This is a genomic window from Pseudomonas sp. BLCC-B112, assembly GCF_028550695.1.
GTDB classification, from domain to species: Bacteria; Pseudomonadota; Gammaproteobacteria; order Pseudomonadales; family Pseudomonadaceae; genus Aquipseudomonas; species Aquipseudomonas danubii.
This window is the reverse complement of record NZ_JAQQGK010000004.1, coordinates 72,954-90,899: the sequence shown is the minus strand read 5'-3', so window position 1 is coordinate 90,899 and position 17,946 is coordinate 72,954. Positions and strand designations below refer to the sequence as shown.

The following is a 17,946-nucleotide window of genomic DNA, read 5'->3' as shown; positions in this document are numbered from 1 at the left end:
CTCGTAGTGCAATTAGAAAGTACCAACACTTAACCAACTAATAAGCACCGGAGAAACACCATGAAACCTACAATGGCTCTCAAACCACTGGTTTTCGCACTGGCCGCAGTCATGGCAATGGCCGCCCAGGCAGGTGGAAATAACAACGGTCACAACGGCGGTCATGGCAATGGCCATGGCGATCATGATAGAGGTCCAGATCTCGGCACTCTGCTGCAAATCACCGCCGGGGCCGGTGCTGCAGTGATCGACGTGCAGACCAGCACCTCCAACGTGGTGAAAAACCAGGGCACCAACAACAACGCCAAGATGGACAACTCCCTCAACAACTCCAACGGCAACATGGGCGCCAACGTCGCCGCCGGCGACGGCAACCAACAAGACAACGCCGCTGCCCTGGCAACCGCTGACGAAAGCTTCATCTTCGGCAGCGCCGTGGCAGCTTCCAGCGCCACCCAGATCAATAGCAACAACCATGTGAAAAACTCTTCGACACAGAACAACGCTGTGTTGAATAACTCCGGCAACAACGGTTCCGGCAACATCGGCATCAACGTCACCGCCGGCAACTTCAACCAACAGAAAAACAACCTGGCCATCGCCGTATCCGGCGGCCGCGTCGCAACCGCAGCGGCTGCAGCCAACCAGTCCTCGACCAATCTGGTCGTAGAGAACAAAGGCGTCCAGGCCTACAAAAAAGACACCCTCTCGGGCGGCTTCGTTGCCCGCGGCAGCTACAAAGGCACCGGCAGCGGCACGATCGAAGGTGACGATCATCACGGCGGCGGCTATGGCAATAACAACCGCGGTGGTGGCCACGACAACGACGATCAAAAATTCACCTTCAAGGAACAAGGCTCCATCGAACTGGCTGGCTACTGGACCCAGCAAGTGCTGACCAAAGACGGCTGGAAAAACCCAGTGGTCAACAACGCCAGCATGACCAACTCGATGAACGGCTTCTCCGGCAACGGTGGCGCCAACGTCTCGGCTGGTGTGGGCAACCAACAAAGCAACTCGCTGTCCATCGCCGCTGGCTGCAAAGCCTGCATGTAATCGCGATCGTAACGAAAGCCCCGGAAACGGGGCTTTTCCACAGTCCGGCTCAGGCGTAACGATCATGCGTACTGCGATCCTCTCCCTCCTGCTGTGCCTCTGTGTTCCCGTTGAGGCTGCGCAGATGGCCGTCGCCGGCCTGCCCGGTGGCAACCTGATCTTCAAACAGGTGCAGAGCGTACGTGAACGCAAGTTCAGCGACATCGTCGAGCAGAAGACCGACTTCAGTTGCGCCGCCGCCGCGCTGGCGACCGTTCTGCGCCAGGCCTACTGGCTTGACGTCGATGAGGAGCACGTCATCAAGGGCATGCTGGTCAATTCGGATCAGAATCTGGTCCGCACCCAGGGCTTTTCCATGCTCGATATGAAGCGCTACGTGGAAAGCATCGGCATGCGCGCCCGAGGCTACCGGATTCCGCCCGACAAGCTCGAAGCGGTGACCATTCCGGTGGTGGTACTGATGGAAATTCGCGGCTACAAGCACTTCGTGGTGATGCAGCGGGCCCAGAAAGGCTGGGTCTACATCGGTGACCCGGTATTGGGTCACAAGCGTTACTCCCATGAAGACTTCGTCAAAGGCTGGAATGGAATCGTGTTCGCCATCATCGGTCCCGGCTACGACAAGACCAACGCCTTGCTCGACCCGCCTGCCCCGCTGACCGCGAAAAACAAGCTCGATGGTTTCTACCCGGTCAAAGACACGGACCTGATGGACTTCGGTTTTATCCAGAGCGACTTCTTCTAGAAGCCCGAACAATCATAAAGGGGCAGGACGCTCCGGGAGCAGCAAGCAGATGAAGACTTCATACTGGCTGGCCGCCGCCTGCCTGGCAGCAGCTCTTCCAGCCCATGCTGGTTTCAAGCCCGAACTTATCCAGGATCAGGAATTATCGCAGTTACGGGGCCGTTACGTGATGCCGGGGCGGATTATCAGCTTCGGCATTGTCATGAGCAGTACCTGGCGCAACGCCAGCGGTGACCTGATCGGTGCGACCACCTCGCTGCAGATCCAGCAAGCCACCATCAAACCGGAATTCTACGTCTCCACCATCACCCAGACCGGTGACGGCACCACGCCGCCCCCAGGCACCGGCAATGTGATCGGCGGTGCAGGCCTGGCCAGTGGCCAGGGCGTGACCCAGAGCGTGAGAGCCGCCGGTGATGGCAACTCTGCCTACAACAACATCAGCATCAATGTCACAGAGGCCAACCAGGCGCCCGCCTTGGCCGCTGGGGCCGGCCAGGCCTTGATGAGCGGCCAGACCATCACCGGCAGCAACGCCGCCGGTAGCGTGGCGGTATCGGCCCTCAATGGCGGTATCCAGATGGCGATACAGGCCAACGGCAATCAGGGCAGCGCCCTGCAGCAAGTGGCCCAGGGCAATCTGTTGCAGAACACCCAGTTGTTGGGTAACAGCAACCTGGTCAACAACCTGACTCAACTCAATGTGGTGCTCAGAAACAACGGGCCCAGCAACGGTGTTTTGGACTGCAACCTGACAACGCTCGACGCTCTACGCAAATTCTGATCTTGAACTACGCTGGTTCTCGACCATTGGGGTTCACAAGGGACGGTTTATTTCATGTACCGATCGGTGTCACTGCGCGCAGTCATGTGTTTAAGCACTCTATTTCCGGCGGCGCTGGTTCAAGCCGCGCCGGATGCCGATGTAGAGACCCTGAAACGCGAACTTCTGGAGCTCAAGCAACGTTACGAAGTGCAGCAGAAGGCCCTGGCGGTACTGGAGCAGCGAGTCCGGCAGGTAGAAGACCAACCCGCGGCGCCACCGCCCAAGCGCCTGGCCAAATCGCCAGCTGATCTCAGAGGCAATCAACAGGTTGCCGGCACTGGCGCCGCAGCGGCGTCCGGAGGAGCAGCCGGGGGCGCTTCCTACGGTCAGTCGCTCAAGGACGATTCGGCTCCGGCCCAAAGCGTCAGCAACCTGTACGACGAGGCCAGTGGCTTCTTCGGTGGCGGCAAGTTCAGCGTCGAGACCGGCTTGACCTACGCCCGCTACGACGCTCGGCAACTCACGGTCAACGGCTTCCTTGCGCTGGACTCGATCTTTCTCGGCAACATCAACCTGGACCGGATCAAATCCGATACCTGGACCCTGGACCTGACCGCTCGCTATAACCTCAACAACCGCTGGCAATTCGACATCAACGCCCCCGTGCTGTATCGCGAGTCCACCTTCCAGTCCGGTGGTGGCGGCGGTGCCGGCACCCAGACCACCGAAGAATCGGTGACCCGTGACCCGACATTGGGGGACGTGAACTTCGGCGTGGCTTACAAATTCCTCGACGAATCGGAGTTCTGGCCCGACGCCGTGGCGACCCTGCGAGTCAAGGCCCCCACCGGCAAGGAACCGTTCGGGATCAAGCTGGTGCAATCTGCGGGCAACAACAACCTGTTCGTACCTGAAAGCCTGCCGACCGGTAACGGTGTCTGGTCGATCACCCCCGGGATCTCCCTGGTCAAGACTTTCGATCCGGCGGTGCTGTTCGGCACCTTGGCCTACACCCACAACCTGGAAGAGTCGTTTGACGACATCAGTTCCACGGTTGGCAGCAAGACCCCTGGCAAAGTCCGCCTGGGCGACAGCTTCCAGATCGGCGCCGGTGTGGCTTTCGCCCTCAACGAGAAGATGAGCATGTCCTTCTCGGTGTCCGACCTGATACAGCGCAAGAGCAAACTCAAGCAGGATGGCGGCGATTGGCAGTCGGTGGTTTCCAGCGACGCCAACGCCGGTTACTTCAACGTCGGCATGACCATTGCGGCCACCGACAACCTGACCATTGTGCCCAACCTGTCCATCGGCCTGACCGAGGACGCCCCGGCCTTCACCTTCAGCCTGAAATTCCCTTACTACTTCTGATCCACCGGCAAAAACGCCAAGGCCCGCGGCGATTCCCCAATCGCAGCGGGCCTTGGCGTTTTTGCCGCCCTAGCGGATCTGGTGTTTGTGCAGCAAACGGTAGAAAGTCGGACGCGAGATGCCCAGGACCCGGGCGGCAACGCTGAGGTTGTCACTGTGCCGGTTGAGCACGTCGCACAGGGCCTGACGCTCGGCGCGGTGCTTGTAGTCCTCCAGGGTGCCCATGGGCAGATCCTGGGCTTGCAGGCCTTGCAAGCCCAGATCACTGGCCTGAATCTGCCGGCCCTCGGCCAGTACCAGGCCCCGGCGCACCCGGTTGGCCAGTTCGCGGACATTGCCCGGCCAGTCGTGCTTGCCCATGGCCACCAGGGCGTCCTCACTGAAACTGCGTGGCCGGCGTCCGGTTTCCTGGCTGTAGAAGTGGGCAAAGTGGCTGGCCAGCATCCCTAAATCGCCATGACGCTCACGCAGTGGCGCGGTAATCACCTGCAGCACGTTCAACCGGTAATACAGGTCCTCACGAAAACGACCGCTGGTGATGGCCGCCTCGAGGTCCACGTGGGTCGCAGCCAGGACCCTGACATCCACCGGTATCGGCTGGCTGCCGCCCACACGCTCGATGTGCTTTTCCTGCAGGAAGCGCAGCAGATTGGCTTGCAGCTCCAGCGGCAGATCGCCGATCTCATCGAGGAACAAAGTGCCGCCGTGGGCCGCCTCGATGCGCCCGACCTTGCGCTGGTGCGCCCCGGTAAAAGCGCCCTTTTCATGGCCGAAGAGTTCGGACTGGATCAGGTGTTCGGGAATCGCCCCGCAGTTGATCGCCACAAATGGCTTGTCGTGACGCTGGGACTGGCGATGCAGGGTACGCGCCACCAGCTCCTTGCCGGTGCCGCTCTCGCCGCGGATCAGTACCGGCGACTCGGTGGGCGCCAGCTTGCTCAGCAGCTTGCGCAGGTCGCGGATGGGCCGGCTGCTCCCCAACAACTCGTGCTCGGGCTGGTCCACATGGACCGCGCCCTGGCCCCTGAGGCGGGCCATGCCGAAGGCCCGTCCCAGGGTCACCTGGACCCGGGAGACGTCGAACGGCAGGGTATGGAAGTCGAAAAACCATTCACAGACAAAGTCACCGACCTTTTGCAGGCGCAGGACTTCCGGACTCAGCACCGCGATCCACTCGGTGCCGCTGTGGCTGATCAGGTCCTTGACCGCTTCCGGACGCTCCAGGTGAAAAGGTTGCAGGCGCAGCAAGCCGACATCGCAGGAGCGCTCGCGGGCAGACTCCAGGTCACAGCTGTCCACATCCCAGCCAATAGCGCGCAGCCCGGGCAGAAGACGATGGCAGTCATCACAGGGGTCGACCACCAGCAAGCGGCGCTGCACGGGAGCTTCGAGCATGACTGGTCCTTGGCGCCAAAAGAGGGAAAAGTTATTAGAAACAGTGGTTTGGCAAACCTGGCTGTAACGTTAGCAAGAACTTGACGCTTGAATGTATCAATTGCTTATAGCGCTGCTTACCAAAGGAACTAACGCGCTGCCAGAACTTCGCCCCGAGCGACTGATTGTCGCAGTCTTTTTTTAAGAACCCCGTAACTAATGGTGTTGTCACAGGGCCCACGTACGAAAGTTGTAAAAACTTGTTTTTCAGTGTGACCCGATCACTACCTCAGTGCATCAGTACAAGTGACCAGCCGAACGGTAAGCCCAACCGACGGCACATCATCTGATTGGGCACATAGAGAGAAGACCCCATGAACGCCCCGCTCCGTAGAAACGAAGCACTTTTGATCGCCGACCGCGCATTCAAGCCTTTTCAATGCGTGGCCTGGGCCCCACAGGACGGGAACGGCGAGCTCAGCCTGAGCGTCATCGACCGTACCAGTACCCGTATCGGTCACACCCAGATTCCCAGCAGTGCCTACTCCGATCCAGCCCAACTGGAAGACCTGCTCAAACAAGCCCGCGCTGAACTGAGCCAGGAAGGTTATATCTTGCAGTCCTGGGCCATGCCCAAGTAAGTGATGCTGTTAGCGGATCACCCGAACAGGTGATCCGCTATTTAGGCAAAACAACTAAGCACGCTATCTATTTTTCCCTCGCTGCAACTTTTATCTTCAGCGTAGTGGTTGTTTTCGCTAGTGCAGAAGCTGCACCTCCTCGCTATTTCCAACCAGTGTCCCTTTTGCTTCATCGATGCCCTCTCAGGGCCGCCCCATCAGCGGGTCACTGATACTGTGTGCCCCGGTTTCCAGTCGTCCGGCTACCCTGCGCAACCAGCCTGCGTCACTGCGCAGGGTCAAGTCATACCAGCCACCGCTGGACTCACAGGCGAAAACCTGGCGCACCTCTGCCCCCCCAGGCACGACCAGGGTCCATGGTCCCTGTTGGGTATAAGGGCAGCGATCGATAGTGACCGATACCCCACGCGTCCCCGGATTGCTCAGGGTGAACTGCAGTTGGTTATTGCTGGACGTCACCAACAGCTCAGGCTGGAGCTGTTGCAGTTGGCCGCTGAAGCTGCGGTGGAAGCCATTGGGACCCAATACCCACAGCTGGTAGCGCTCCACCACTGGCCAGCTGTCCTGCAGCGCCTTGCCGGCCTCCACCGTGTAGCGCCGCGGGATATCGCTCAGGTGCAGGCCGTCGTACACATGGAACACCGCGCCCTGCTCGCCAGTGTTCTGCAAGCTCAGGGACAGGGTCTTGGCCTTGGGGTCCACCTGGCTGTCGACATGCAGACGATAAGGCAGTGCCCGTGAAGGTCGGGCCAGCCGCGGCTGGTGCGGTGGCAACTGCTGGCTGGCCAAGGGTAGCGGCACCTGGAGCAGCTTCTCCTGGCGCTGGCGCAAAGCGTCGGCGGCCTGCCGGGTGGTGGTCTGCAGCGCCGGCAATGGCTCATGGTTGGGGTCGACGAAATTCAACGCCGACGTCAGGTCGCCACATACCGCCCGCCGCCATGCACTGATATTGGGCTCGCGCACGCCAAAGCGTTTTTCGAGAAATTGCAGCACCGAGGTGTGATCGAACACCTGGGAATTGACCCAGCCTCCCCGGCTCCAGGGAGACAGCACCAGCATCGGTACCCGCGGCCCGGGACCATACACGCCGCCATCGGGCAGCGGTTGCTGGGTCGAACCGGGTGGCGCCGGATGCTTGAACAGTTCGCTGTCGAAACCCAGCGTGGACTTGCCGGCAAAGCTGCCATCCTGACGCTGGGAAGGTGCCGACGGCGACGGCATATGATCGAAGAAGCCATCGTTTTCATCGTAGGTCAGCAACAGCACGGTCTTGCTCCAGACCTCGGGATTGCGGGTCAACGCCAGGAGAATCTCCTGGGTGAACCAGCCGCCCTGGACCGGACTCGATGGGCCGGGATGCTCGGAATAGGCGGCCGGCGCCACAATCCAGCTGACCTGGGGCAACTTGCCGGCCTGCACGTCATTGCGAAATCCACCAATGATCGCCTCCAGATTGCTGCCGCTGCTGGCCGGCAAGGTATTGCCATTGCCCTTGTACAACGCAGCGACGGCGTTCAAGGCATCGCTGTAAGGCACAAAGGCATTGAAGTCCTTGGGCGGTTGGGCCGGATTGCCCACCTGTACGCTGGCGGCGCGGTACTGACGGAAGCCGGCCAGGGGGTTGTCGCCAAAATTGTCCGGCAGGTGCTGGTAGACCTTCCAACTGACACCCTGCTCTTCCAGGCGTTCGGGATAGGTCTTCCAGCTGTAGCCGACGTTTACCGCACCCGGGCCATCCCATTCATTGACCACCGCAGCGACCTTTGCCGCGCTCGGGCCGTTGCTGCCGGTCCAGAGAAACAACCGATTGGGGTTGGTCCCGGCGTGTACCGAACAGTGATAGGCGTCGCACAGGGTGAAGGTGTTGGCCAGGGCGAACTGGAATGGCAGCTCCTGCTCACGGTAATAGCCCATGGACGTCGCTGTCTTGTGGGTCGGCCAGGCGCTCATGCGGCCGTTGTCCCAGGCCGAATGGGCATCCACCCATGAATGAGGCGTGCCACTGACGCGCTGGGCGTTGCCTTTGCTGCTGTCCAGGTGATAGGGCATCACCAGCCGGCCCTTACCCTGTTGCTCCCAGACCGTGCGCTGACCGGGCAGTGGAATGGTAAAGCGGTCGCTGAAGCCCCGTACCCCGGGAAAAGTACCGAAGTAATGATCGAAAGAGCGATTTTCCTGCATCAGGATCACTACGTGTTCGACATCCTTGATCGTCCCCGTACGGTTATTCGCCGGTATGGCCAGGGCTTGGCGAATAGCCAGGGGCAAGGATGAAAAGAATGAACCGATAGCGGCCGCTTGCAATAGCTTCCTGCGTGAAAGACTGGGCATGGGTCTTTGAATCCTTGTGGTTGCAGCGCGATATATGACGCTGCAAGCAAAAGTATTCATTTCAAATAACAAGGCAGTGACATTGCCATTGCAATTACATCAAGCCGATATTGCCCAGACCTGCGACTTCGCAAATTGACCATGTTTTCAAGGTTGCAAAAGAATGTTTTATGAAGAAAACACCCGAGCCTGCAAACTTGTCATCAATAGCCAGGTCCAGAAACAATATCGACCCGTCGCCTTACTGAAGATTGTCCGCCACTTCATTGCGTTGAACCCGCAACGGATTGAACGCCAGCCGGATAAACTGCGGGTCCCGCGCGAGTTTGTAGTCCGGACCGACAAAGTACTCCTTGGCCCCCGGATCATTCTTGCCCAGATATAGAATCCAGGCCGTTGTAATACCGGCGAACTCGTTTTCCCGGACACTGCGCACCGGACTGAAATGGGTGGCGTTATGGGCCGTGGCACTCCATCCCGGCACCGCCTTGATCAACCCGCCCTGCCAAAGCCGCGGCCAGGCCCAGGCCGGCACCACTACATCCGCGGCCCCGGTAAGCACCAGGGTCGGGGTCTTGACGGTGGAGCCCAGGCCTATGGGACCGGGTTCGATGGGCAGTGAGCCGATGTAGCGCAGCTGTGGATCGATGCCCTGCAAGGTGCCAGGCAGCAGGCTCGACGAGAGGATCGACGCCCCGCCGCCAGCGGAATGCCCCGCCACTATCGTGCGAGTCAGATCGACCTTGCCGAACAACGGTGAGGTTGGGTCCTGGTTGAGCTTGCTCAGCTCAAGGGCACCCAGGACATGCATGGTGGGCGCGGTATTGATGAAGTCGGAGGAGATGATCACGATAAAACCGTAACTCGCCCACAGCCTCATCAAATCGGTGTATTGCCCCTGATTGGAAAGGATGCCGCCAACAAAGTTGACCGCCGGCAACTTGTCCAGATTCCTTATATTGCTCGGATAATAAACACTGGTGGAAACCGGACTGGCAAACCCATAGGGAAAGGACGAATTGCATTGAACGCTGTTGTCCAGCAGCATGATCCTCGCCAATACACCCAACAGACCGCGACAGTCACTCAAGACCGCATTGGTAGTGACCTTGTAGGGCCCTGGAGACTTGGCATATTGATCATTGGCCAGCCCCAGTGCCGGAACAAGTTGCGAGGCACCGGCCAGACTCCCAAAAGCAACTAAGACTCCAGCCAAACATAGTTGCACTGCCACCTTGCGTATCGATCTCATTGATAGTTCCTTTATCTGCCTGCTTTCCCTGCAAGACCGGATACTCCCTCCTGGCCGTGCACTCACTACTGCCAATCACCTGAACTTCATCTCACTGCAACAAGCCTGAAACACTCAACCTTAGTTGCCCAGCGGACTCTGGCGACCCTAGAACAAGACAAATTCCAAGGTCAATCCTTATTCAAACTAGAGCAGCCCACCGAAGCGCCGATAGAAGCTTTCCCCCACATCCGGTAGCGGGCCATCAGCGCTCTCCAGAGCCGTGGCCAGCCACTCCTCGGCCTTGGCCTGGATCAAGCGATAGATGTTGCGACACAGCTGGCGCGCCGCACGGCCCTCCCAATCGCCGGGAAGCAGTTCGTCCGGCAACTGCGGGTCGCGCAGCAACAGCTTGCGGTACTCATGAATCAGCAGCAGGCGAGCCAGGAAACAGTCGGATGGTTGCAACTGCTCCTGCTCGCGCAGGGCCTGCCAGAGGGGGCGAAACAGTTGGATGAATTCACTGTAATGGGCTGCCAGTTCGTCAATGTTCCAGCTCTCGCGCACCTGCTGGCGCAGGGCCCTGGAGCCGAGCACGTCCTCGGGTGCAGTGGCAAAGACAATGGTGTCGTCCTGGGCGCCAAGCTCCAGCAAGGTGGCATTGATATCGGCGCGATCGCTGCGCGGGCACGCCAGCATCAGCGGCGCCATCGCGGCAAACCCTTGCCACTCCAACTCTTCACGCACTTGCTTGCGCAACTCCGGTTGCAGTTGTCCGAGCATTACCAGGCTCCAGGAACCATCCCAGGCCGGCACACCGGCGCTGTAGACCCGCTTGAACGCCTTGTCGAATCGCCGGCGACCGGCCAGGGTCAGGCTGTAATAACTGCGGCGCCCGACCTTTTCGGCAGTCAGCCACCCCTCCTTGCTCAGGCGGAAGATCGAAGTGCGGATCAGCCGCTCGTTGATCCCCATGGGCTCCAGCAGTTGAATCAGGCTGCCCAGCCAGACGGTGCCGCCATGGGGTTCGATGGCATCGCCGTACAGGGTGATGATCAGCGAACTGGCGCGGATCGGGGTCTGCTCCTGAAAGCGTTTGATCAGATGGTTCAGTGGCGCTAGGGACGACATGGGCGTACCGGAAAAAAAGGAAGGAATATAGCCGGTTTCAGGCCGTCGCAGCGGCCCGGGGTGTTCATTGGCCGGCCTTGGGACGAAAGCCGCCGTCGGCGATTCGCGGCCGGTCGTCCTCGACCCGAGACAGCGGCTCACAGACTTGCATCTGCTCCAGGCAGCGACGGGTCAAGTGCTGGTACTCCCGAGTGCCGGCCAGCTTCCAGGCCACTTCCTCGTCGCTCAACTGACGCGTGACCCGCGCCGGCGCGCCCATCACCAGCGATTGCGGCGCGCATTCGAAACCGGCCTTGACCAGCGCCGCCGCCGAAACGAAGGAACGCGGCGCAATGAAGGCGTTGTCCATCACCACCGCATTCATGCCCACCAGCGCGTCGGCGCCAATCCGGCAACCGTGCAACACTGCGCCATGGCCGACATGGCCATTGCGCTCCACCACCGTGTCGCTATCGGGGAAACCATGCATCACACAGGTGTCCTGCAGATTGGCCCCCTCTTCGAGGACAATCCGGCCAAAATCCCCCCGCAGGCTGGCCAGGGGGCCGACATAGCAATGGGGGCCGACTATCACATCGCCGATCAGCACCGCCGAAGGGTGCACATAGGCACTGGGATCGACCACCGGAATCAAGCCATCAAGGCTGTAGCACGTCATGCTGCTTCCCTCTCTGATCAGCAGAAACTGCTGTTGTTGGAGCGGCTGGGGGGCGCTGCACTTGCCTGCGAATACAACGCCGAGAATGCGCGACGCCACCCAATCCAGGATACCGATACAACGCGGACGGCATTTTGTATCAGGTTATTCTCGCTACACAACCGTTCTCCAAGACACAGGCCTGGCTCGCCACAGGCGCCACAACCCGCAAAGCATAAAGGATACGGCCTCAATTACCGGCCCAAGGCAGCATCCCATCGACCTGCCGCCCCGAATAGAACGCAGCTGAAGCCGAAAGATAGGACACATTAACAATCTATTAATCTTGATTTTATGTATCGCATTGGCGATATACTCGGCGAAAACCGGCTCCCGGGCCGACCCGACAATCGAGCCGGCAACCGGCCGCATCACTCCGAGGACATCCGCCATGCCTCAACACCCGACCATGAACTTTGCCACCATCCTGTTCTCCATCAGCGAGGGCGTCGCCCTCCTCAGCCTCAACCGTCCCGAACAGCTCAACAGTTTCAACCCACAGATGCATGGCGAGGTGCAGGCGGCCCTCAAGCACGTGCGCAACAACCCCGAGGTGCGGGTCCTACTCCTGACCGGCGAAGGCCGCGGCTTCTGCGCGGGGCAAGACCTTGGCGAGCGCGACGTCGCCCCCGGCGATGCAGCGCCTGACCTGGGGGAATCCATCGAACAGTTCTACAACCCGCTGGTGCGCGAGCTGCGCGACCTGCCATTGCCGGTGATCTGTGCGGTCAATGGCGTGGCCGCCGGCGCTGGCGCCAACCTGCCCCTGGCCTGCGACCTGGTACTGGCAGCGCGCTCCGCGAGCTTTATCCAGGCCTTCTGCAAACTCGGGCTGATTCCCGATTCCGGCGGCACCTGGCTGCTGCCACGGCTGGTGGGCATGGCCCGGGCCAAGGCCCTGGCCCTGCTCGGCAACCGCCTGAGCGCCGAACAGGCCGAGCAATGGGGACTGATCTACCAGTGCGTGGACGACGCCTTGCTGCGCGATGAAGCCCTGAGCCTGGCCCGACACCTGGCGACTCAACCCACCTATGGCCTGGCGCTGATCAAACGCAGCCTGAATGCCAGCCTGCACAACAGCTTCGACCAGCAACTGGAGCTGGAGCGCGACCTGCAACGCCTGGCGGGACGCAGCGAAGACTATCGAGAAGGTGTCAGCGCCTTCATGGACAAGCGCCCTCCTGTGTTCAAGGGGCGCTGACATGGCCCCGCTGCGTCGTAGCGCAGAGACTGCCGCAGTGGGTGCCGGGGCATGGGCCCCCCCTGATCCTCCAGAGGCGCCAACCCGCGCCTGCAGAACTCCCCGCAAGCCCTTCGTGCCTCTTGCGGGTCATGCACTCAGAACCCGCAGTGACGGGTTGAACGACAACAACAATACGAGTGACACCATGAACATGCCGATAGCCAGAACCGTGCCCGAAGCGCCGCTGGACCCGATGGAAACCGCCAGCATCGACCACTTGCGCCAGCATCAGCTGGAGCGCCTGCGCTGGAGCCTGAACCACGCCTACGCCAACGTCCCCCTGTATCGCCAGCGCTTCGACGCCCTGGGCGTGCACCCCCAGGACATCCAGCGCCTGGAGGACCTTGCCCAACTGCCCTTCACCACCAAGTCCGACCTGCGGGACAACTACCCCTACGGCATGTTCGCGGTGCCCATGCAGGAGGTGGTACGCCTGCATGCCTCCAGCGGCACCACCGGCAAGCCCACGGTGGTGGGCTATACCCGCAACGACATCGATACCTGGGCCCAGGTGGTGGCCCGGTCGATCCGCGCGGCCGGCGGCCGGCCCGGCGACAAGGTGCATGTTTCCTATGGCTACGGCCTGTTCACCGGCGGCCTGGGGGCACACTACGGTGCCGAACGCCTGGGGTGCACCGTGATTCCCATGTCCGGCGGCCAGACCGAGAAGCAGGTGCAACTGATCAAGGATTTCCAGCCGGACATCATCATGGTCACGCCGTCCTACATGCTCAATATCGCCGACGAGATCGAACGCCAGGGCCTCGATCCCCACAAGCTGGCCCTGCGCCTGGGAATCTTCGGCGCCGAACCCTGGACCGACGAACTGCGCAGCGCCATCGAGCAGCGCCTGGGCATCCGCGCCCTGGATATCTACGGGCTGTCGGAGATCATCGGTCCGGGAGTGGCCATGGAATGCGCCGAGACCCGCGACGGCCCGACCCTCTGGGAGGATCATTTCTACCCCGAAATCATCGACCCGCTGACCGCTCAGGTGCTGCCCGATGGCGAAATGGGCGAGCTGGTGCTCACCTCCCTGAGCAAGGAGGCACTGCCGATGATCCGTTACCGCACCCGCGACCTGACCCGCCTGCTGCCGGGGACGGCGCGGCCCATGCGACGCATCGACAAGATCACCGGGCGCAGCGACGACATGCTGATCATTCGCGGAGTCAATGTGTTTCCCACCCAGGTGGAGGAGCAAGTGCTCAAAGCCGTGCACCTGGCCCCCTGTTACGAGATCCATCTGTATCGCCACGGCAACCTCGACAGCGTCGACATTCACGTCGAGCTCAAGAGCGAGCATCAGCAGCTGGGAGATGAACAGCAAAGGGCCATCTGCAGCGAGCTCAGTCGCCACATAAAGACCCATATCGGCATCAGCTCACGTATCGTTTTACAGCCCCCCTTCAGCATCAAGCGTTCGGAAGGCAAGGCCTGCCGAGTGGTCGACCGCCGCAAATAGCGTTGACGCAAGCACTGGAGCCCCGCCATGACGGGGCTTTTTTTCGCCCGCCATTCAAGCCGCGAGGCAAAGCGATACGGAAACAAAACATGACACGTTATTTTGTGTTTGATATTTATTTGTGTATCACATATAAACATTCACAGCCTCACCCACACCTGCAACCCGGGAGACACTCATGTACGCACAGCTGGTAGAGACGGGGATCAAGCGCATCAAGCCGCTGGCAGAAATGTCCGAGCAGGAGCGCACCTTCCAGGAAAAAATCGACGGGGAAATCAAGATCGAGGCCAAGAACTGGATGCCCGATGCCTACCGCCAGACCCTGATCCGGCAGATTTCCCAGCACGCCCATTCGGAAATCGTCGGCATGTTGCCCGAAGGCAACTGGGTCACCCGCGCCCCGACCCTCAAGCGCAAGCTGCAACTGATGGCCAAGATCCAGGACGAAGCCGGCCACGGCCTGTACCTGTACAGCGCCATGGAAACCCTCGGCGCCGATCGCGACGAGGAAATCGCCAAGCTCCACAGCGGCCGGGCCAAGTATTCGAGCATCTTCAACTACCCGACCCTGAACTGGGCCGACATGGGCGCCGTGGGCTGGCTGGTGGACGGTGCCGCCATCGTCAATCAGGTGGTGCTGCAACGCACCTCCTATGGCCCCTACTCCCGGGCCATGGTGCGCATCTGCAAGGAAGAGAGCTTCCACCAGCGCCAGGGCTACGAAATCCTCCTGACCATGATGCGCGAGGGCAACCCGGCACAGCGGGAGATGGTCCAGGACGCCATCAACCGCCTCTGGTGGCCAGCGCTGATGATGTTCGGCCCCAGCGACGAACACTCCCCCAACAGTGCCCAGTCCATGGCCTGGAAGATCAAGCGCCAGAGCAACGACGAACTGCGCCAGCGCTTCATCGACCAGACCATCCCGCAACTGGAGCTGCTGGGCTGCACCTGCCCCGACCCGGAGCTGAAATGGAACGCCGAGCGCGGTCATTACGACTTCGGCGAAATCCAGTGGCAGGAATTCTACGAGGTGCTCAAGGGCAACGGCCCGTGCAACCAGGAGCGCCTGGAGACTCGCCGCCAAGCCATCGACGACGGCGCCTGGGTCCGGGCCGCCGCCGTGGCCCACGCCCAGAAGAAAGCCCAGAAGAAAGCCAACAAGAACGCCGCCTGAGCGCGCCCAGCCTGATCCGGAGTCAATGCCATGTCTGAATGGACCCTTTACGAAGTCTTCGTGCGCAGCAAGCACGGCCTCAATCACAAACATGTGGGCAGCGTGCATGCCGCCGACGACGCCATGGCCATGAACAATGCCCGGGACCTGTACACCCGACGCAGCGAAGGCGTCAGCCTGTGGGTGGTGCCCTCGGCGCAGATCGTCGCCTCCTCCCCGGATGACAAGGACCCGCTGTTCGATCCTGCGGACGACAAGGTCTACCGCCACGCCAGCTTCTACCAGCTGCCCCCTGAAGTCGGACACATGTGAGGCCGGCCATGACCCCTGCAAACGATCTGATCAACCACCTGCTGCGCCTCGGCGACAGCGCCCTGATCCAGGGCCAGCGCCTGTGCGAATGGTGCGGCCGGGCCCCGGCCCTGGAAGAAGAACTGGCGCTGATGAACGTCGGCCTCGATCTGGTGGGCCAGGCCCGCAACTGGCTGGACTATGCCGCCGAACTGCTGGCCGATGGGCGCGACGCCGATCACCTGGCCTTCCGCCGGGACGAGCGAGCCTACCGCAACCTGTTGCTGGTGGAGCAGCCCAATGGCGATTTCGCGGTCACCCTGCTCAAGCAGTTTTTCTACGACGCCTGGCACCTGGAAACCCTCAAGGGCCTGAGCCAATCAACGGATGAACGGATGGCCGGCATCGCCGCCAAAGCGCTCAAGGAAGTCACCTACCATCTGCGCCGCTCCAGCGAATGGGTCGAGCGCCTGGGAGACGGCACCGAGGAAAGCCACCAGCGCATGCTTCAGGCGATCCCGCGGCTGTGGCGCTTCACTGGCGAGCTGATCGACCAACACGCCGCTGAAATCGAACTGCACCGGGCCGGCCTGTGGGCCGATCCGGTCCAGGTGGCCGACGCCTGGCGCGCCTGCGTCGAAACCCTGTTCGCCCGGGCCACTCTGCCCGTGCCCGAAGCCCCGAGCCACTTCTACCTGGATGCGCGCCAGGGCCTGCACACCGAGCACCTGGGCCCGCTGCTGGCCCAGATGCAATTCCTGCCGAGGGCCTATCCCGATGCGGTCTGGTGAATTGATCGGCAGCGACCAGGGTGCGCGCGCGCTGCAACAAGGCGATCTGGAGCTGGCCTGGAGCACCCTGGATCAGGTCATGGACCCGGAGGTGCCAGTGGTCAGCGTGCTCGACCTGGGTATCGTGCGCGACCTGGACTGGCAGGCCGGCCATCTGCAGGTGGCGGTCACCCCGACCTACTCCGGCTGCCCGGCCACCGAAGTGATCGAGAGCGATATCCGCCAGGCCCTGGAACAGGCCGGTTTCCAGGCCCCGCGGCTGATACGCCAGCTGACCCCGGCCTGGACCACCGACTGGATCACCGAGCGCGGTCGCCAGCGCTTGCGAGCCTATGGCATCGCGCCGCCTTCGGGCAGCAGCAAGCGCAGCCTGCTGGGGGAGGTGCCCGAAGTGCTCTGCCCGCAATGCGGCAGCGCCCACAGCGAGCGCCTCAGCGAATTCGGCTCCACCGCTTGCAAGGCCCTGTACCGCTGCCGCGACTGCCTGGAACCCTTCGACTATTTCAAGTGCATCTGAGCCGCTCGCCGCCTCAGAGGAGAATCAGCATGAGCCAGTTCCATTCCCTGACCATCAAGGACGTGCGCAGCGAAACCCGCGACGCGGTGTCCATCGCCTTCGACATACCCCAGCACCTGCAGGCGCAGTTCCACTTCACCCAGGGCCAGCACCTGGTGCTGCGCGCCGAGCTTGAGGGCGAGGAGGTACGGCGCTCTTATTCGATCTGCAGCGGCGTCAATGACGGCGAACTGCGCATCGCGGTGAAGCGCGTCGTCGGCGGGCGCTTTTCGGCGTTTGCCAACGAACAGCTCAAACCCGGGCAGTCGCTGGACGTCATGCCCCCCGCAGGCCGCTTCCATGTCGAGCTTGATCCGGCGCGTCACGGCCACTACCTGGCGGTGGCCGCAGGCAGCGGCATCACGCCGATCCTGTCGATCATCAAGAGCACCCTGGAGGGCGAGCCGCTCAGCCGCTTCACCCTACTCTACGGCAACCGCTCCAGTGCCTCGGCGCTGTTTCGCGAACAGCTGGAAGACCTGAAAAACCGCTACCTGCAGCGCCTGAACCTGGTGTTCGTCTTCAGCCGCGAGCAGCAGGACGTCGACCTCTACAACGGCCGCATCAACCAGGAAAAGTGCCAGCAGCTATTTACCCGCTGGCTCGACGTCAGCCAATTGGACGCGGCCTTCATCTGCGGCCCCCAAGCCATGACCGAGACCGTGCGCGACAGCCTCAAGACAGCCGGCATGGGCGCCGAGCGCATCCACTTCGAACTGTTCCACGCCGCCGGTGACAGCCAGAAGCGCCAGGCCCGGGAAGCCACCCGCGCCCAGGACCCGCAGGTCAGCCAGATCACCGTGATCAGCGATGGCCGGGCCCTGGCCTTCGACCTGCCGCGCAACAGCCTGAGCCTGCTGGACGCTGGCAACGCCCAAGGCGCCGAACTGCCCTATTCGTGCAAGGCCGGGGTCTGCTCCACCTGCAAATGCAAGGTCGTCGAAGGTGAGGTGGAAATGGACAGCAACCACGCCCTGGAAGATTACGAAGTGGCGGCCGGTTACGTCCTTGCCTGCCAGTCGTTCCCGGTCAGCGACAAGGTGGTGCTGGACTTCGACCAGCTCTGAGCGAACCGGTAGT

The 17,946-nt window shown here is 61.5% G+C and carries 17 protein-coding genes; 12 read left to right on the top strand and 5 right to left on the bottom strand.

Annotated elements, in window-relative coordinates; genetic code table 11:
• The first annotated feature begins 60 nt into the window (after positions 1-60).
• From PQT43_RS11850 to PQT43_RS11835, 4 genes are all read left to right on the top strand, one after another.
• Positions 61-1,056 (top strand): heme utilization protein, encoded by a 996-nt coding sequence (locus tag PQT43_RS11850; RefSeq protein ID WP_253085519.1) that lies wholly within the window; start codon positions 61-63, stop codon positions 1,054-1,056.
• A 64-nt stretch (positions 1,057-1,120) separates the two neighbouring features.
• Positions 1,121-1,801 (top strand): C39 family peptidase, encoded by a 681-nt coding sequence (locus PQT43_RS11845; protein ID WP_213666421.1) that lies wholly within the window; start codon positions 1,121-1,123, stop codon positions 1,799-1,801.
• A gap of 49 nt (positions 1,802-1,850) precedes the next feature.
• Positions 1,851-2,585, top strand: a complete 735-nt coding sequence (locus PQT43_RS11840) for a hypothetical protein (protein ID WP_267268244.1) — start codon at positions 1,851-1,853, stop codon at positions 2,583-2,585.
• 54 nt (positions 2,586-2,639) lie between these two features.
• On the top strand, positions 2,640-3,935 hold the full coding sequence (locus PQT43_RS11835) for a hypothetical protein (RefSeq protein WP_102879248.1): 1,296 nt from the start codon (positions 2,640-2,642) through the stop codon (positions 3,933-3,935).
• Between the two features lie 69 nt (positions 3,936-4,004).
• Here PQT43_RS11835 and PQT43_RS11830 read toward each other — a convergent pair whose 3' ends face one another.
• Positions 4,005-5,330: a sigma-54 dependent transcriptional regulator gene (locus tag PQT43_RS11830; RefSeq protein ID WP_110597043.1), complete on the bottom strand. Its 1,326-nt coding sequence runs from the start codon at positions 5,328-5,330 to the stop codon at positions 4,005-4,007.
• Positions 5,331-5,683: 353 nt separating this feature from the next.
• On the opposite strand from PQT43_RS11830, the gene PQT43_RS11825 reads away from it, so the two are divergent.
• On the top strand, positions 5,684-5,950 hold the full coding sequence (locus PQT43_RS11825) for a hypothetical protein (protein ID WP_102863502.1): 267 nt from the start codon (positions 5,684-5,686) through the stop codon (positions 5,948-5,950).
• Between the two features lie 183 nt (positions 5,951-6,133).
• Here the strand turns inward: PQT43_RS11825 and PQT43_RS11820 are convergent, their stop codons facing one another.
• The 4 genes from PQT43_RS11820 to paaY form a co-directional block, all read right to left on the bottom strand.
• The gene (locus PQT43_RS11820) at positions 6,134-8,281 is read right to left on the bottom strand and encodes a phosphocholine-specific phospholipase C (protein ID WP_102879246.1); all 2,148 of its coding nucleotides are present in this window, start codon (positions 8,279-8,281) and stop codon (positions 6,134-6,136) included.
• A 241-nt stretch (positions 8,282-8,522) separates the two neighbouring features.
• Positions 8,523-9,533: a poly(ethylene terephthalate) hydrolase family protein gene (locus PQT43_RS11815; protein WP_267268245.1), complete on the bottom strand. Its 1,011-nt coding sequence runs from the start codon at positions 9,531-9,533 to the stop codon at positions 8,523-8,525.
• Positions 9,534-9,719: 186 nt separating this feature from the next.
• Positions 9,720-10,643, bottom strand: coding sequence for a phenylacetic acid degradation operon negative regulatory protein PaaX (gene paaX, locus PQT43_RS11810; protein WP_267268246.1), 924 nt, complete (start codon positions 10,641-10,643; stop codon positions 9,720-9,722).
• Between the two features lie 64 nt (positions 10,644-10,707).
• Entirely contained in the window at positions 10,708-11,301 is a 594-nt protein-coding gene (gene paaY / locus PQT43_RS11805; protein ID WP_102879244.1) for a phenylacetic acid degradation protein PaaY, read from the bottom strand.
• A 448-nt stretch (positions 11,302-11,749) separates the two neighbouring features.
• Here paaY and paaG point away from each other — a divergent pair, with 448 nt between their 5' ends.
• The 7 genes from paaG to paaE all read left to right on the top strand — a co-directional run bounded on the left by paaG (position 11,750) and on the right by paaE (position 17,933).
• Positions 11,750-12,541, top strand: a complete 792-nt coding sequence (paaG, locus tag PQT43_RS11800; RefSeq protein ID WP_102863586.1) for a 2-(1,2-epoxy-1,2-dihydrophenyl)acetyl-CoA isomerase PaaG — start codon at positions 11,750-11,752, stop codon at positions 12,539-12,541.
• A gap of 187 nt (positions 12,542-12,728) precedes the next feature.
• Positions 12,729-14,048 (top strand): phenylacetate--CoA ligase PaaK, encoded by a 1,320-nt coding sequence (paaK, locus tag PQT43_RS11795; protein WP_102879242.1) that lies wholly within the window; start codon positions 12,729-12,731, stop codon positions 14,046-14,048.
• 178 nt (positions 14,049-14,226) lie between these two features.
• Positions 14,227-15,228, top strand: coding sequence for a 1,2-phenylacetyl-CoA epoxidase subunit PaaA (gene paaA / locus PQT43_RS11790; protein ID WP_102879241.1), 1,002 nt, complete (start codon positions 14,227-14,229; stop codon positions 15,226-15,228).
• A 30-nt stretch (positions 15,229-15,258) separates the two neighbouring features.
• On the top strand, positions 15,259-15,540 hold the full coding sequence (paaB, locus tag PQT43_RS11785) for a 1,2-phenylacetyl-CoA epoxidase subunit PaaB (RefSeq protein WP_110597045.1): 282 nt from the start codon (positions 15,259-15,261) through the stop codon (positions 15,538-15,540).
• A gap of 8 nt (positions 15,541-15,548) precedes the next feature.
• On the top strand, positions 15,549-16,310 hold the full coding sequence (gene paaC / locus PQT43_RS11780) for a 1,2-phenylacetyl-CoA epoxidase subunit PaaC (RefSeq protein ID WP_272753974.1): 762 nt from the start codon (positions 15,549-15,551) through the stop codon (positions 16,308-16,310).
• Positions 16,297-16,827 carry a 1,2-phenylacetyl-CoA epoxidase subunit PaaD gene (gene paaD / locus PQT43_RS11775; RefSeq protein WP_272753973.1) on the top strand — a complete coding sequence of 177 codons (531 nt, stop codon included), beginning with the start codon at positions 16,297-16,299 and terminating at the stop codon, positions 16,825-16,827. Before paaC ends, paaD begins: the two co-directional genes overlap by 14 nt.
• 29 nt (positions 16,828-16,856) lie before the next feature.
• Positions 16,857-17,933 (top strand): 1,2-phenylacetyl-CoA epoxidase subunit PaaE, encoded by a 1,077-nt coding sequence (paaE, locus tag PQT43_RS11770; RefSeq protein WP_272753972.1) that lies wholly within the window; start codon positions 16,857-16,859, stop codon positions 17,931-17,933.
• Positions 17,934-17,946 lie beyond the last annotated feature (13 nt).

Bases quoted from the DNA above. Each gene is read 5' to 3' on its own strand.
- PQT43_RS11825 (WP_102863502.1), top strand. From the start codon at position 5,684: ATGAACGCCCCGCTCCGTAGAAACGAAGCACTTTTGATCGCCGACCGC.
- paaK (WP_102879242.1), top strand. From the start codon at position 12,729: ATGAACATGCCGATAGCCAGAACCGTGCCCGAAGCGCCGCTGGACCCG.
- paaC (WP_272753974.1), top strand. From the start codon at position 15,549: ATGACCCCTGCAAACGATCTGATCAACCACCTGCTGCGCCTCGGCGAC.
- paaA (WP_102879241.1), top strand. From the start codon at position 14,227: ATGTACGCACAGCTGGTAGAGACGGGGATCAAGCGCATCAAGCCGCTG.
- PQT43_RS11830 (WP_110597043.1), bottom strand. From the start codon at position 5,330: ATGCTCGAAGCTCCCGTGCAGCGCCGCTTGCTGGTGGTCGACCCCTGT.
- PQT43_RS11815 (WP_267268245.1), bottom strand. From the start codon at position 9,533: ATGAGATCGATACGCAAGGTGGCAGTGCAACTATGTTTGGCTGGAGTC.
- paaX (WP_267268246.1), bottom strand. From the start codon at position 10,643: ATGTCGTCCCTAGCGCCACTGAACCATCTGATCAAACGCTTTCAGGAG.
- PQT43_RS11850 (WP_253085519.1), top strand. From the start codon at position 61: ATGAAACCTACAATGGCTCTCAAACCACTGGTTTTCGCACTGGCCGCA.
- PQT43_RS11820 (WP_102879246.1), bottom strand. From the start codon at position 8,281: ATGCCCAGTCTTTCACGCAGGAAGCTATTGCAAGCGGCCGCTATCGGT.
- paaD (WP_272753973.1), top strand. From the start codon at position 16,297: ATGCGGTCTGGTGAATTGATCGGCAGCGACCAGGGTGCGCGCGCGCTG.
- paaY (WP_102879244.1), bottom strand. From the start codon at position 11,301: ATGACGTGCTACAGCCTTGATGGCTTGATTCCGGTGGTCGATCCCAGT.
- PQT43_RS11845 (WP_213666421.1), top strand. From the start codon at position 1,121: ATGCGTACTGCGATCCTCTCCCTCCTGCTGTGCCTCTGTGTTCCCGTT.
- paaE (WP_272753972.1), top strand. From the start codon at position 16,857: ATGAGCCAGTTCCATTCCCTGACCATCAAGGACGTGCGCAGCGAAACC.
- paaG (WP_102863586.1), top strand. From the start codon at position 11,750: ATGAACTTTGCCACCATCCTGTTCTCCATCAGCGAGGGCGTCGCCCTC.
- PQT43_RS11840 (WP_267268244.1), top strand. From the start codon at position 1,851: ATGAAGACTTCATACTGGCTGGCCGCCGCCTGCCTGGCAGCAGCTCTT.
- PQT43_RS11835 (WP_102879248.1), top strand. From the start codon at position 2,640: ATGTACCGATCGGTGTCACTGCGCGCAGTCATGTGTTTAAGCACTCTA.
- paaB (WP_110597045.1), top strand. From the start codon at position 15,259: ATGTCTGAATGGACCCTTTACGAAGTCTTCGTGCGCAGCAAGCACGGC.